Origin of the sequence: Kribbella aluminosa (genome assembly GCF_017876295.1) — a bacterium.
Taxonomy (GTDB): Bacteria; Actinomycetota; Actinomycetes; order Propionibacteriales; family Kribbellaceae; genus Kribbella; species Kribbella aluminosa.
This window is the reverse complement of the sequence record NZ_JAGINT010000001.1, coordinates 2,243,495-2,257,334: the sequence shown is the minus strand read 5'-3', so window position 1 is coordinate 2,257,334 and position 13,840 is coordinate 2,243,495. Positions and strand designations below refer to the sequence as shown.

General features: G+C 69.7%; 15 protein-coding genes and 1 pseudogene. 1 reads left to right on the top strand and 15 read right to left on the bottom strand.

What is annotated here, in order from left to right; translation table 11 throughout:
• Positions 1 to 32: 32 nt before the first annotated feature.
• The 13 genes and pseudogenes from JOF29_RS10970 to JOF29_RS10910 form a co-directional block, all read right to left on the bottom strand.
• On the bottom strand, positions 33 to 347 hold the full coding sequence (locus tag JOF29_RS10970; protein WP_209694098.1) for a mannonate dehydratase: 315 nt from the start codon (positions 345 to 347) through the stop codon (positions 33 to 35).
• Positions 244 to 600: a hypothetical protein gene (locus tag JOF29_RS10965; RefSeq protein WP_209696259.1), complete on the bottom strand. Its 357-nt coding sequence runs from the start codon at positions 598 to 600 to the stop codon at positions 244 to 246. The genes JOF29_RS10970 and JOF29_RS10965 overlap by 104 nt, the downstream gene beginning before the upstream one ends.
• Positions 597 to 1,205 carry a GntR family transcriptional regulator gene (locus tag JOF29_RS10960; protein WP_307863553.1) on the bottom strand — a complete coding sequence of 203 codons (609 nt, stop codon included), beginning with the start codon at positions 1,203 to 1,205 and terminating at the stop codon, positions 597 to 599. Before JOF29_RS10960 ends, JOF29_RS10965 begins: the two co-directional genes overlap by 4 nt.
• Before the next feature lie 212 nt (positions 1,206 to 1,417).
• Positions 1,418 to 2,590, bottom strand: a complete 1,173-nt coding sequence (locus JOF29_RS10955; RefSeq protein ID WP_209694096.1) for an alginate lyase family protein — start codon at positions 2,588 to 2,590, stop codon at positions 1,418 to 1,420.
• A gap of 76 nt (positions 2,591 to 2,666) precedes the next feature.
• Positions 2,667 to 3,245: an isochorismatase family protein gene (locus JOF29_RS10950; RefSeq protein ID WP_209694095.1), complete on the bottom strand. Its 579-nt coding sequence runs from the start codon at positions 3,243 to 3,245 to the stop codon at positions 2,667 to 2,669.
• Between the two features lie 12 nt (positions 3,246 to 3,257).
• Positions 3,258 to 4,592, bottom strand: coding sequence for an MFS transporter (locus tag JOF29_RS10945; RefSeq protein WP_209694094.1), 1,335 nt, complete (start codon positions 4,590 to 4,592; stop codon positions 3,258 to 3,260).
• Positions 4,589 to 5,032 (bottom strand): MarR family winged helix-turn-helix transcriptional regulator, encoded by a 444-nt coding sequence (locus JOF29_RS10940; protein WP_209694093.1) that lies wholly within the window; start codon positions 5,030 to 5,032, stop codon positions 4,589 to 4,591. Before JOF29_RS10940 ends, JOF29_RS10945 begins: the two co-directional genes overlap by 4 nt.
• Positions 5,033 to 5,079: 47 nt before the next feature.
• Entirely contained in the window at positions 5,080 to 5,322 is a 243-nt protein-coding gene (locus JOF29_RS10935) for a hypothetical protein (protein ID WP_209694092.1), read from the bottom strand.
• On the bottom strand, positions 5,319 to 6,908 hold the full coding sequence (gene cimA, locus JOF29_RS10930) for a citramalate synthase (protein ID WP_209694091.1): 1,590 nt from the start codon (positions 6,906 to 6,908) through the stop codon (positions 5,319 to 5,321). The genes JOF29_RS10935 and cimA overlap by 4 nt, the downstream gene beginning before the upstream one ends.
• Before the next feature lie 214 nt (positions 6,909 to 7,122).
• A complete protein-coding gene (locus JOF29_RS10925; RefSeq protein WP_209694090.1) occupies positions 7,123 to 7,521 on the bottom strand; it encodes a hypothetical protein in 399 nt (132 codons plus the stop codon).
• Positions 7,522 to 7,698: 177 nt separating this feature from the next.
• Positions 7,699 to 8,791 (bottom strand): annotated as a pseudogene (locus JOF29_RS10920) (branched-chain amino acid aminotransferase).
• A 60-nt stretch (positions 8,792 to 8,851) separates the two neighbouring features.
• Entirely contained in the window at positions 8,852 to 9,901 is a 1,050-nt protein-coding gene (locus JOF29_RS10915; protein ID WP_209694089.1) for a 3-isopropylmalate dehydrogenase, read from the bottom strand.
• Positions 9,898 to 10,056, bottom strand: a complete 159-nt coding sequence (locus JOF29_RS10910; protein ID WP_209694088.1) for a hypothetical protein — start codon at positions 10,054 to 10,056, stop codon at positions 9,898 to 9,900. The genes JOF29_RS10915 and JOF29_RS10910 overlap by 4 nt, the downstream gene beginning before the upstream one ends.
• A gap of 146 nt (positions 10,057 to 10,202) precedes the next feature.
• Here JOF29_RS10910 and JOF29_RS10905 point away from each other — a divergent pair, with 146 nt between their 5' ends.
• Positions 10,203 to 10,769, top strand: coding sequence for an O-methyltransferase (locus JOF29_RS10905; protein WP_209694087.1), 567 nt, complete (start codon positions 10,203 to 10,205; stop codon positions 10,767 to 10,769).
• 98 nt (positions 10,770 to 10,867) lie between these two features.
• On the opposite strand, the gene serA is transcribed toward JOF29_RS10905, so the two are convergent.
• Entirely contained in the window at positions 10,868 to 12,475 is a 1,608-nt protein-coding gene (gene serA, locus JOF29_RS10900) for a phosphoglycerate dehydrogenase (protein WP_209694086.1), read from the bottom strand.
• Positions 12,476 to 12,591: 116 nt separating this feature from the next.
• The gene (locus JOF29_RS10895) at positions 12,592 to 13,773 is read right to left on the bottom strand and encodes a trypsin-like peptidase domain-containing protein (protein ID WP_209694085.1); all 1,182 of its coding nucleotides are present in this window, start codon (positions 13,771 to 13,773) and stop codon (positions 12,592 to 12,594) included.
• Between the last annotated feature and the right edge of the window lie 67 nt (positions 13,774 to 13,840).

Genomic DNA, 13,840 nt, shown 5'->3' with positions numbered 1-13,840 from the left:
CGCGGGCCTTCCGCCCACTGTCGTGGTTGCCGCTAGCCGATGCCGTTGAGGACGCCCTGCAGGTAGCCGATCGCGTGGGCGCGGCCGCGGCTGCAGTACGCCTCGGAGGAGATGTCGCCCCAGGTGTCGAGGTCGTCGATCATCGCCGGTACGTGGTCGTCGATCAGGAACCCGTCGAACCCGGACGCCGCCAGCCGGCGGATCACCCGCGCCGGGTTGAAGTTCCCCTCGCCGAGGAAGCACTCACTGAATCGCGGCACCGTCCCCCGGACGTCCCGGAAGTGGACGTACCAGATCGCAGGCCCGAGCAGATCGATGACCTCGTCGATGCTGTCCTCCCCGGCCATCGCGCCCCGGCAGCCCGCGCTGGATCTTCCAGAAGTGCGCGAGCGGTGCGTTCTCCAGACCGTCGATCGCGAGCCCGTCGGCGTCGCAGCGCTCCCGCAGCGCCCGCAACTCCGGCAGGCTCCAGAAGCCGTCGACGCCGGGCAGCAGGTCCGGGGTGTGCAGCTGTACGCCGCTGAGCCCGAGCTGGTGTGCGAACGTCGCGACCCGCGCGTCGTAGGTGTCGATGTGCCCGAGGGAGATCCGGATCGTCATTCGACGAAGTAGTCCGGGTACTGCGCCTGCAGGGCCGGCGCCAGATCGTGCGCCCGCCGGGCATGGCGACTGACCAGCACACGACCGCCGTCGACGTCCCGCGCTTCGAGCGCGTCGACGACCAGCCGGTGCTCGCCGATCACGTCGCGGATGCTGGCCGCGTCCGGCTGCGCGAGCCGCCGCAACCGGTCCAGCTGCAGCTTCATCCGCTGCACCGCCTGCCACGCTCCGGGATAGCCGCTCAAAGCGAAGATCTCGCTGTGCAACGCCTCGTCGGCCTCGAAGAACGCGTCGTAGTCCTCAACCCGGCAGCTCCGCTCCTGTACGTCGAGCAGCTCACGCAGTGCACCGACGTCCAGGTTCGCCGTACCGCAGGCCGCGTCGAACGCCGAGGTCTCCAGGCTCTCGCGGACGAACCGCGCCTCCTCCACCTCGGGTAGCCGGATCAGTCCGACGCGGGTGCCGACCTGCGGCACGACGTGCACGAGTCCCGCGTCGACGAGGCGGGCGATCGCCTCCCGGACCGGGGTCCGCGACACTTCGAGGCGGTCCGCGATCTCGGTCTCGGACAGCGAGGCGTCCGGCGCGAGCCGGAGGTCCCGGATCGCGGAGACCAGGACGGTCGTCGACGCCGGGTCGGCCTACTTCGCCTTCAAGCTGGCCAAGCCGGCGACCTGGTACCACCAGACGCCGAACGACCCGTCGAACAAGGTGAAGACCACGACGCAGATCCACCCGACCGCCACGTTGGCCAACAGCTACGACATCCTGCAAGTAGGACGAAGGCCCGCGGGAGACGCTCCCGCGGGCCTTCTCGTCAGCGCGGATTGTTTGCGTGGGTGAGGGTTTCCCAGGCGTAGAAGTAGTCGGCGCCCGCCGGGCGTTTGGACTCGGTGTAGGTCAGGGTCGCGGGCATCTGCTGGCCGAGGCGGTTGTGGTAGTGGTTGTAGACGATCTCGGTGACCGCGCCGAGGCCCTTCTTCACGGTGCCGCCGCAGAGGTTCTTGGGTACGGCGGCGCCGTTCTCCAGACGGGTGTGGAAGGAGAAGCCGTCGGTCAGGCGGTTGCCGGCCTCGGCGTACAGGTCGACACCTTGGTGGTACGCGGTCTCGGCGACGTGGGTGGCGGCGGTGAGGCCCCAGCCGGTGTGGCCGAAGTCGCGGCAGGTCTCCTGGGCGAGGCCGTTCGTGAAGGTTGATTGGCCCTGCCAATAGTCGACGATCTCCTGCCGGGTGTTCTTGGGGCAGGTCGACGGCGCCTTCGGGTACGCGCCGTCGCTGCTCTCGTACACGTACCCGGGCAGCCGCCCGCGCCAGATGCTCAGCGCCTTGTCGAAGGCGGCATGGTCGTCGAGGAACACCGCGATCCCGATCGCCGCGTCGGTCATGATCAGTTCCCAGTTGCCGTTCTTGCACCCGGCGCCGTTACGTACCTCGGGCAGGTACACGTCGCGGAGCATCTTCTCGAAGCGGCCGCGCTGCGCCCACGGACCGCCGTACGTGTGCTTGATCAGCTCACCGGACCGCGAGAACGAGGCGCCGGACCATCCGGTCTGCAGCGGCGCGTTGGTGTTGGTGTGGTCCTTCAGTACGGCGGACCACGCGTCCATGATCTGGATCGACTTCCTGGCGTACCGGTCGTCGCGGGTGAAGTACCACATCAGTGCGTGCGTGTACGCCGCGAGCGCGTCGTTGCGCTCGTCGGAGCACCCGTTGTTCGGGTTCGAGCTCGAACCGCACTCAACGATCGCGCGCGGCTTCGGCGTGTACGACAAGGCGGCGTACGTGCTGGCCTTCATTGCGTCGTACGCCGCCGTCTGGGGCTGGGCGCCCTTCTGGAGCTGTTGCCGGACGAAGTCCAGCTGCGCCTGATCGACGAGTACGCCGGGATGCTTGAACGCCGGCGGCGCCGCGGTGCTGGGCTGACCGGCCAGGAACGCGGCGATCAGCGTGAGGGCGAGGGTGAGTAGGAGTGGGCGTTGCAGTCGCATGGCTGCCTCCTGAGCTGGGGCGGAGACAGCCAAGCTAACGCCGGAGCGACTGTTAGTAAACCTTCCTAACCAAACTTTATCCGAGCAGGGCGAGGATCTCCGCGGTGGTTCCGGTCTCGCCGAGGCGGGGGAAGATGCGGGTCAGGGAGTTTTCGTGGGCCTCGGCGGACATGTCGGTCATCGCGTCGGTGGCCAGTGTGACGTGGTAGCCGTGCTCGAGCGCGGCCCGCGCGGTCGACTCGACGCCGATGCTGGTCGCGATACCGGTCAGCACGATCTGGGTGATGCCGCGGCGGCGCAGGTGGACGTCGAGGTCGGTGCCGTGGAACGCACCCCAGTTTCGCTTGGTGACGACGATGTCCTCGGCATGACCGGCCAGCTGCTCGATGATCTGGTCGGCACCCGGCGGCGGCGCCGGGCGAGCGGACCGCGGAGCCTGCTCGGTGCGGCCCGGGACCCAGTCGGCACCGTCGGCGGCGATGCTCACCCGGACCAGCACCACCAGCAGGTTGCGCTTGCGGAACGCGTCGGCGAGCTCGACCGTCCGGGAGATCACGTCGGACGTCGCGTGCGGCTCACCCGGAAGGGCGGCGACGGCGTTCTGCAGATCGATGACGACCAGCGCCGTCTTCGGGTCAAGAGTTGTGACAGGCACAGCAGGACCTCTCTATTCAGGGAGTTGCAGGAGGGTCACCAGCATCAGCAGGCCGGCGATGACGAGCAGGAAGACCGCCATCTCGTGCAGACCGGCCGTGGTCGCGCCGTACTGGAAGAAGTGGGCGTTGGCGGCCGCCGAGATCAGCGCACCGACGTACACGCAGGTCCGCAGCAGCCCCGCGGACGAGCCGATCCGGGCCGGATCGGCCTGCTGGTACAGCGCGGTCTGGTTGGCCAGGTTGTTCAGGCCCTGCGGTACGCCGGCGACCACGCCGACGACCGCCAGGATCCAGATCGGCGTACTCGGGCCGACGAACAGCTGAGCCGCCGCGGCCACCAGCAGAAAGGCGCCGCCGGCAACGAGTTTGCCGCGGATCGCCGCCCGCCGTCCGGTGATCGCGGTGACCACCACCGCCGCCAGCGACAAGGGCAACAGGAGCAGTCCCGCCCTTGACGCGTTCAGCCCGCGCGCCTCCTCCAGCCACTGGGTGAAGCCGTACAGGAACGAGTACGCGCCGACGAACGCGAGCACCTGGCGCAGGTACGTCATGATCAGCGGACGATTGCCGCCCAGCACCCGCAGATCGATGAACGGCGCCATCACCCGCAGCTGCGCGATCACGAACGCCACGCCCAGAGCGAGCGCGAGCACCAGCAGGTACCAGCGGGAGACGGCCGGTCGCATCAGGAACAGCATCAACGAGACCAGCGTGGCCGCGAACAACACGACGCCGGCGTAGTCGAGCCGCCCGGCAGTCCGCGAGCGAGCGGTCCGCGGCAGCCAGAGCGCGCCGAGCACCACGCAGATCAGCGACAGCGGCACGTTGATCGTGAAGATCAGGTGCCAGCCACCGAACCCGATCAGCAGGCCGCCCAGCGTCGGGCCGATCACCGCGATCACCTGGTTCGCGATCGACAGGCTGCTGAGGATGACCGCGGGCGTCGCCATCCCGGTCCGGTCGGCCTCGGTCCGGATCAGGGACATCGCCGCCGGGTACGCCGCCGACGTACCGAAGCCGAGCAGGACGCGGGAGGCGATCAGCACGCCGAGGTTCGGGGACAGCGCGCCGAGCAGTCCCGCGACGCCGACCAGCGAGGTGGCGATCAGGTACAGCGGGCGCGGGCCGAAGATGTCGACCAGCCGGCCCATCACGGGCTGGCCGACGGCGGTCGCGAGGTACAGGCCGGTGACCAGCCAGGCGGTCTGCGACGGCGGTACGCCGAACGCGGCGCCGATCGGGATCAGCGCGACCGCCAGCATCGACGAGTTGATCGGGTTCAGCACCGACCCGACCAGCATCGGGGCGATCAGCCGGCGATCGAACGTCGCCGGTCCGGAAGTCATCGGTCGGTCGCCGCCTCGATCGCGTGATCCAGCAGCGCGAGCGCCTTGATGATGGTCTGCCGCTCGGCCTCCGTGCAGTGCTCCTGCAACGTCTGTGCCAGCCACTCCTGGCGCACCTTGCGGTCACCCTGCAGCCGATGCCGGCCCGCGGTCGTCAGCGACACGACCTGCCGCCGGCCGTCCGCCGGATCAGGGTGCCGCTGGATCAGGTCGGCGTCGCGCAGCGCGGTCAGGATCGCCGCCACCGACTGCGGCCGAATCCGCTCGGCCGCCGCCAACTGGCTCGCCGTCGCCGGCCCGTCCTTGTCCAGCCGGCTCAGCATCGACGACTGGGACGGTGTCAGATCGTCGGTCTCGGCGAGTTCCTTCAGCCGGCGCTTGACCCGGCCGAAGACCACCCGCACCTCAGCAGCAGCTTGTGTCGCCGACGGAGTAATCACCTCGTCAACACTAAATTAGACAGGCCAAACTGTCCAGTCCAGACTGATCAGTTGGAGCTGACGGCTACCTCCAGCACCCCGATCACCTTGTCCAGCCGGGCGGCCACTCGCCCGGCGTCGAAGCCGTTGCCCTCGACGACGATCCGCAGCTCGCCCCGATCGAGCGACAACTCCAGTTCCCGGACGTCGTACGGATTCAGCAGTACGGCGACCCGCGCGAGCAGGCCATCGACCTCGACGACGCGTGCCGTGTAGACCGTGAGCGTCCGTTCGACGGCCAGCAGGCTCATCGCGCGACCTCCTTGTGGCGCAGCAGACCGAAGGTGAACCCGTCGACCAGCGCCTCCCAGGACGCCTCGACGATGTTGTGCCCGACGCCGACCGTCACCCACGAGCCCTCGCCGTCCGCGGTCTCGATCAGGACTCTGATCACCGCGTCGGTCCCGTGCCCCTGGTCGAGGATGCGGACCTTGTAGTCGACCAGCTCGAACTTGTTCACCGCTGGGTACGCCCGCTCGATCGCGGTCCGCAACGCGTGGTCGAGCGCGTTCACCGGGCCGTTGCCCTCACCGGTGACGATCTCCCGCTCCCCCGCCGCGACCAGCTTCACCGTGGACTCCGACACCGCCTCACCATCGGCCCGCGACTCGGTGATCACCCGCCACGACTCGACGTCGAAGTAGCTCGGCCGCCTGCCGTCGACCTCCTCGGTGAGCAGCAGCGAGAACGACGCGTCGGCGGCCTCGAAGGTGTACCCGCGCGCCTCCAGTTCCTTCACCCGATCGGTGACCCGGCTGACCAGCTCCCGCTCGTTGCTCAGGTCGAACCCGAGCTCGCGGCCCTTCAGCTCGACACTCGCCCGGCCGGCCATCTCCGACACCAGCATCCGCATGTCGTTGCCGACCCGCGCCGGATCCGTGTGCTGGTAGAGATCCGGGTCCACCTTGATCGCGCTGGCGTGCAGCCCGGCCTTGTGGGCGAACGCCGAGAGCCCGACGTACGGCGCCCGGTTCGACGGCGGCACGTTCGTCACCTCGGCGATCGCGTGCGCGATCCGGAACGAGTCGGCCAGGCTGCCCGCGGGCAGCAGCTCCATCCCGCGCTTGAGCTCGAGGTTGGCGACGATCGCGACCAGGTCGGCGTTGCCGGTGCGCTCGCCGTACCCGTTGATCGTGCCCTGGACATGCGTGACGCCGGCTTCGACGGCGGCGATCGAGTTCGCCACCGCGCAGCCGGCGTCGTTGTGACAGTGGATGCCGAGCCTGGCCCCGGTCGATTCGAGTACGTCGTGGACGACGTCCTGCAACTCCCGGGGCAGGGTGCCGCCGTTGGTGTCGCACAGGGCCACCACGTCCGCCCCGGCCTCGGCGGCCACTCGTACCACTTCCAGCGCGTACGCCCGGTTCGCCCGGTAGCCGTCGAAGAAGTGCTCGGTGTCGAGGAAGACCCGCTGCCCGTTGTCGCGCAGGTGCCGGACCGTGTCGGCGACCATCCGCAGGTTCTCGTCGAGCGTCGTCCGCAGCGCCCGCTCGACGTGCGCATCGTGGCTCTTGGCAACGAGTGTGACGACGCCGGCGCCGGACTCGCGGAGCGCGGCGACCTGCTGGTCGTCGGCGGCGACGGTCTCCGGCTTGCGGGTCGCGCCGAAGGCCGCGAACGTCGCGTTCCGCAGGTGCAGCTCGGTCCGTGCCCGCTCGAAGAACTCGGTGTCCTTGGGCACCGCGCCCGGCCAGCCACCCTCGATGAAACCGACCCCGAGCTCGTCCAGGTGCTGCGCGATGGCGATCTTGTCGGCCACGGACAGCGCCAGACCCTCCTGCTGCGCGCCGTCGCGCAACGTGGTGTCGTAGACGTGGAACTCGTCCGAGATGCTCATGCGGGTCGGCCTTCCGGAAGGGGTGGCGAGGCAAACAAAAAACCTCCCGCAAGGTGCGAGAGGTCTGCGCGCTCAGGTACAGCTTGCTGAGCGCGCCTAGCGAATAATCACCCGATAGTGCTTCATGACGCCTCGAAGTCTGCCACACAATCACCGATCGGTAACGGTGCCGTCTCGCATCTCGACCATTCAGTACGCAAAGAGGTACTGGAGTTCAGGCGGTAAGGGACCAGCCCGGGTCGTCCCAGGCGGTGTAGAAGTCCTCGTCGGTCAGCGGGCGGAGCCCCCATCCCTCGCGGTCGAGGGCCTGGTCGGTGAGCATGCCCTCGTCATCCTCGAGCCGCTGCCACCAGTAGCGTGTCACCTCGCCGTCCTCGCCGGAGCCGAGCTGCCGGATCACGACCCACTCCGCCTCGTGCCAGACGGCCTCGTACAGCCAGTCGGTCCCGTAGTCGTCGACGGCCGCCCCGTACGTCCGCGGCGCCGTCCCCAGGTCCAGGTCCCGGATCAGCTCGACCGTCGCCCGGATCGCGGCAGCCGTCTCGTCGTCCCACCCCCGGCGCTCGGCCAGCTCCGCGTAGTACCCCTCGACCTCAGCCGGAAACCCGCTCATGCCGCCCGACCCTACCGAACGCACCCAACCCCAAGCGACCACGAGCTTGCCCACCGAGACGGACGGTTGCCCCCTCAGATTCTCAGCAGGCAACCCTCCAGCTCAGGGGATGCCCACTGAGCTGGAGGGTTCGCCCGGAGGGCGGGTGCGGATCGGTTGCCCGGGGAGACAGATGGTTCAGAAGGCGCGGGTCATCCAGCCGTGCGGGTCGGTGGCGCGGCCGTACTGGACGTCGAGGAGGGCGGAGCGGACGGCCGCGGTGACCGGGCCGCCGTTGCCGTCGCCGATCCGGGTCTCGCCGTCGCGCCACTTCAGCGAAGCGACCGGGGTGACGACCGCGGCGGTACCGCAGGCGAACACCTCCTGCACCTTGCCGGAGGCGGCGCCCTCGCGCCATTCGTCGACCGAGATCTTCCGCTCGGTGACGGTGTAGCCGAGGTCGGTGACCAGCTTCAGGATCGAGTCCCGGGTGACGCCCTCGAGGATCGTGCCGGACAGCTCCGGGGTGACCACCGAGTTGTCATCGAGAACGAAGTACAGGTTCATCCCGCCGAGCTCTTCGACCCACTTCTTCTCGACGGCGTCCAGGAACGCGACCTGGTCGCAGCCCTGCTCGATCGCCTCGGCCTGGGCGAGCAGCGACGAGGCGTAGTTGCCGCCGGTCTTCGCCGCACCGGTGCCGCCGGGGGGCCGCGCGGGTGTACTCCTCGCTCAGCCAGATCCGGACCGGCTTCACGCCGTTCGCGAAGTACGAACCGGCCGGCGACGCGATCACGCAGTACGTCACCTGCGCGGACGGCCGGACGCCGAGGAACGGGTCAGAGCCGAACATGAACGGCCGCAGGTACAGCGACGTCTCGCCGCCGCCCGGCACCCAGGCCTTGTCGATCTCGACCAGCTTGTGCAGCGAGTCGAGGAAGACCTCGGTCGGCAGGTCCGGCAGCGCGAGCCGCTGCGCGGACCGCTGGAACCGGGCCGCGTTGGCCTCGGGGCGGAACAGGTGGATCGAGTCGTCGGGATGCCGGTAGGCCTTCATCCCCTCGAAGATCGTCTGGGCGTAGTGGAACACCGAGGTCGCCGGAGAAAGCTCCAGCGGACCGAAGGCGGTGATCCGTGCGTCGTGCCAGCCCTTCTCGGCCGTCCAGGTGGCGATCGCCATGTGGTCGGAGAAGTACTGCCCGAATCCCGGGTTCGCCAGGACCTGGGCGCGCTGGTCGTCGCTGGCCGGATGGGTGGTCGGCTCAACTGAGAACTGCAGATCGGCGCTCATAGCCGCACCGTACCTCTACGCGAACTGGTCATGCGAGCGTTGTCCCCCAGCATGCCGCCGTCACCCGGCCGCGCGCTTGGCGATCGCGTCGCCGATCTCGGCGGTACTGCGGGCAGCGCCGGTCCGCTCCTCGATGTCCGCCTCCACGGCGGCCTCGATCGCGCGCGCCGCGGCGGGCAGCCCGAGGTGCTCCAGGAGCAGCGCCGCGGACAGGATCGCCGCGGTCGGGTCGGCCTTCTGCTGGCCGGCGATGTCCGGCGCGGAGCCGTGCACCGGCTCGAACATGGAGGGCGCGGTCCGGTCCGGGTTGATGTTGCCGCTCGCGGCCAGCCCGATCCCGCCGCTGATCGCGGCCGCCAGGTCGGTGAGGATGTCGCCGAACAGGTTGTCGGTGACGATCACGTCGAACCGGGCCGGGTCGGTGACCAGGAAGATCGTCGCCGCATCCACGTGCAGGTAGTCGACCGCGACGTCGGGGAACTCGGAGGCGACCGCGTCGACGGTCCGCTTCCACAGGTGGCCGGCGTACACGAGCACGTTGTTCTTGTGCACCAGCGTGAGCTTCTTGCGCGGTCGCGCCTGCGCCCGGGCGAACGCGTCGCGGACGACCCGCTCGACGCCGTACGCCGTGTTCACCGACACCTCGGTGGCGATCTCGGCCGGGGTCCCGACGCGGAGCGCGCCGCCGTTGCCGACGTACGGACCCTCGGTACCTTCCCGTACGACGACGAAGTCGACGTCGCCGGGGTTCGCCAGCGGGGAGCCGACCGACGGGTAGATCTTCGAGGGCCGCAGGTTCACGTAGTGGTCCAGGGTGAACCGGAGCTTGAGCAGCAGACCGCGCTCGAGTACGCCGGACGGCACACTCGGGTCACCGACCGCGCCGAGCAGGATCGCGTCGTGCTTGCGGATCTCCTCCAGCTCGGCGTCCGGAAGCGTCTCACCGGTGGCGTGCCAGCGCTTCGCGCCGAGGTCGTACTCGGTCCGCTCGAACGTCACGCCGTGCTGCGCGGCGACCGCGTCGAGGACCTTGAGCGCCTCGGTGGTCACCTCGGGTCCGATCCCGTCACCCGGGACGACGGCCAGCGTGAAGAACTTGTTCTCGCTCACTTGTTGGGTTCTCCCCCATTGTCACGGCGGTTCATGGCCTCTTGGACAGCCTTGACCTCGGCCGCGGGCGCCGGGCGAGCCGGACGGCGCCGGCGGGCCACCTTCCGCTCCCGGCCGTCGACGGCCGGCCAGTTGGCTGGATACATGTCGTACATGCTGCTCCTCCCCAATATGTCGTGGGCGGCAGGATGCGCACGAATTTACTCGCACGTCCGACTAGTTCTCCACAATGCGGGCAGGTTGTCCCGAAATATGAGATCCCGGTGCAGGTCCCGGCCCCGACCTGTGCCACTCTCAGCCCGTGAGTGCTCCTCCAGAACTGCCGCCGCTGGTCTCGGCGGCCCTCAGCCTGTCCGGCCGGCGCGGATTCGTCAGCTCCACCAGGAACGAGACGGGCCGGCTGCTGGCCGCCCTCGCGGCCTCGAAGTCCGGCCTGCTCGGTGAGCTCGGCACCGGCTGCGGCGTCGGCTCGGCCTGGCTGCGCAGCGGCGCCAGCGAGGGCACCAGCATCGTCACCGCGGAGAGCGACCCGCAGCTCGCGCAGGCGGTCGGCGAACTGTTCGCCGCCGACGAGCGGATCGAGGTCGTCTCGGCCGACTGGACCGCGCTGATCGAGCGCGGCCCGTTCGCACTCCTCTTCGTGGACGCCCGCGAGGCGAAGCTGTCCGCCCGCGACGTGATCGCGGACGTGGTCGAACCCGGCGGCTTCGTCGTACTCGACGACTTCACGCCGTCCGCGGTCTGGCCGCCGATGTACGAGGGCCGGGTCGACACCCTGCGCCAGGAATGGCTGATGGACCAGCGTTTCACCACCGTCGAGGTGATGGTCGCGGCCGACGCCGCCGTACTGCTCGCCACCCGCCGCTAGAAAGGCAGCGGGCCCGAGTCATTGGACTCGGGCCCTTGTCAGCCGCCATGCGCCTGCGGGCGGCTGACCGCCTCCAGTAAATCAGTCGTTGGCCTGAATCAGGCCTCGACGTCCACGGAACGGGCAGTCGCGGCCTGGACCGCCGCGGTGATCTCGTCCAGCACCGGCGCCGCGATCTTCGAGTCGACCGACAGCGCGACCAGCGCCTTGCCGCCCTTGCGGTCCCGGCTGACCTGCATACCGGCGATGTTCACGTCCGCGTCGCCGAGGATCCGGCCGATCTGGCCGACCGCGCCCGGCCGGTCCTCGTAGGTGAGGAACGCCAGGTGCGCGGCGAGCTCGATCTCGACGTCGAACCCGTCGATCTCGACCAGCCGCTCCGACTGCCGGACGCCGACCAGCGTGCCGGACACCGACACCTGCGCGCCGTCGGCGAGGGTGCCGCGGAGCGTGATCAGGTTCCGGTGCTCCGGGCTGTCGTGGTCGGTGACGAGCCGAACCTCGAGGCCCCGCTCGGCCGCCAGCAGCGGCGCGTTCACGTACGAGACGTTGTCCTCGACGACGTCCGCGAACACACCCTTCAGCGCGGCCAGCTCGAGCACCTTCACGTCGTACTGCGTGATCTCGCCGCGGACCTCGACGTCGAGCTGCTGCGCGACGCCGCCGGCCAGCGCGGTGAAGATCCGGCCCAGCTTCTCGGTCAGCGCGATCCCCGGCCGGACGTCCTCGGCGATCACGCCGCCCTGGACGTTCACCGCGTCCGGTACCAGCTCACCCGACAGCGCGAGCCGGACCGACTTGGCGACCGCGATGCCGGCCTTCTCCTGCGCCTCGTCCGTGGAAGCGCCGAGGTGCGGCGTGACGACGACGTTCTCGAACTCGAACAGCGGCGAGTCGGTGCACGGCTCGGACGCGAACACGTCCAGCCCGGCGCCGGCCACCCGGCCCTCCTTGAGCGCGCTGTACAGCGCCTGCTCGTCGACGATGCCGCCGCGGGCCGCGTTCACGATGATGACCTCGGGCTTGACCTTGTGCAGCTGCTCGTCGCCGATCAGGCCGATGGTCTCCGGGGTCTTCGGCAGGTGCACCGAGATGAAGTCACTGGCCGCCAGCAGCTCGTCCAGGGAGGCGAGCCGGACGCCCATCTGCGCGGCCCGGCCGGCCTGCACGTACGGGTCGTAGGCGATCACGTTCATGCCGAAGGCGGCCAGCCGCTGCGCGACCAGGACGCCGATCTTGCCGAGGCCGACGATGCCGACGGTCTTCTCGAACAGCTCGACACCCGAGTACTTGCTGCGCTTCCACTCGCCCTTCTTCAAGGACTCGCTCGCGGCCGGGACCCGGCGGGCGGAGGCGAGCAGCAGCGCGACGGCGAGCTCGGCGGCGCTGACGATGTTGGAGGTCGGCGCGTTCACCACCATCACGCCGGCCTGGGTGGCGGCCTTCACGTCCACGTTGTCGAGGCCGACGCCGGCGCGGGCGACGACCTTCAGCTTCTTCGCGGCGGCGAGCGCCTCGGCGTCCACCTTGGTGGCACTGCGGATCAGGATGGCGTCGACGTCGGCGATGGCCGGGAGCAGCTCGGCGCGGTCGGCGCCGTTCGCATGGCGGATCTCGAAGTCGGGGCCGAGGGCCTCGACGGTGGCCGGGCTGAGCTCTTCGGCGATCAGGACGACGGGCCGGGTTACGTCAGTCAGAGAAGGCATGGAGAAATCTCCTGCAGAAGCGGTAGGGGCTCATGATGAACAGAGCACCGCGCTGTGCCCGCTGCCTCGATGGTACCGCGTCCACGAATCGACGTGCTCGGGGACCCGGATGGCGGTCAGTTGGTCTCGCAGGCGACCGGTTCCGACGCCTTGACGGCCTGGTTGATCAGCAGCTTGCCGCCCGAACGGATCAGCTCGAACCTGTTGTCCAGCCGGTTGCAGGTCCCGCCGCTCGCGCCGGTAGCGGTCGGCGAGAACAGCACGTCGTACGACATCCGCGCATAAGAGCCGTCCGGAGCCAGGGCGGTGATCCTCGGGTTGAAGAAGTACGCCGTACCGCGACTCTGGCGATCCCGCGCCGGAGTCAGGGACTTGGCCAGCTGCGGGGAGTACAGCGCCTGCACCTGGTCGAAGAGGTGCCGGTTCTGCAGGGTCAGGTAGTTGCCGAGCAGCCCCTGGACCTCCAGGCCCAGCGGTGTTCCCGCGACCTGCAGCGCCGGCGCGATCGCGCCCTGCGGACCGTGCGAGTCCGGGCAGGTACCGGCCGCCGCGACGGTGATGCCGGACGGTGCGGGAGCGACGTACTCGCGGAGTTTGGTGAGCGGGACGACCGTGGCGGCCTGGACCGTCGCGCCGGTGACCACGCCGACGAGCTCGCCGGACCTGTCCACGACCGCGCCGCCGAGCTTGGCCGGGTTCATGAACTCGCTCAACGCCGCGGGATCGGCCTCGGAACCGATCGGGTTGACCACCTGCTTGCCGGCCGCGGTGTAACCGATCAGTGCGCGCTCGGCCTTCCGCTCCGGGCCCACCGCCGGCAACTGCAGCGGCGCGTCGTCGAAACCGATCGACTGCAGTACGGCGACCCCGTCGGCGCTGGTCCCGAGCAGGTTGGCCCGCCGGATCCGCCCGTCCGGCGCCACGACCACGATCGACATCGCCTGGTCAACCGCCGACGCCGCGGTCAGCACCCGGCCCTTGTCGATCAGTACGCCGGAAGCCTCGCCGGTGCCCGCGCAGGTCGTCGCCAGTACCCGGACCACCGCGGGTCCGGCGGACTTCAGGACGGCGAGGGTGTCGATCCGCACGCTGCGCTGCCGCAGGTACCAGCCCGTCCCCGCGCCGCCCGCGACGATCACCAGCAGAACGACCAGGCCGGCCAGGAAGCGACCGAAGATCCACGGTCCGCGCGGCGGCGGCTCGGGTCCGCGCGGCGTGCTGGGCGCCTCGAGCTGGGTGAGCGACCCGGCATCGGCCGGGACCCGCCGGGGCGGGCGCGGCACAGCGTCGTTCGCCACCCGCTCACCTCCCCCATCTCACCGGACCGGACCGGAACCGTCACACATTGTCGCAAACGAGAAGGCC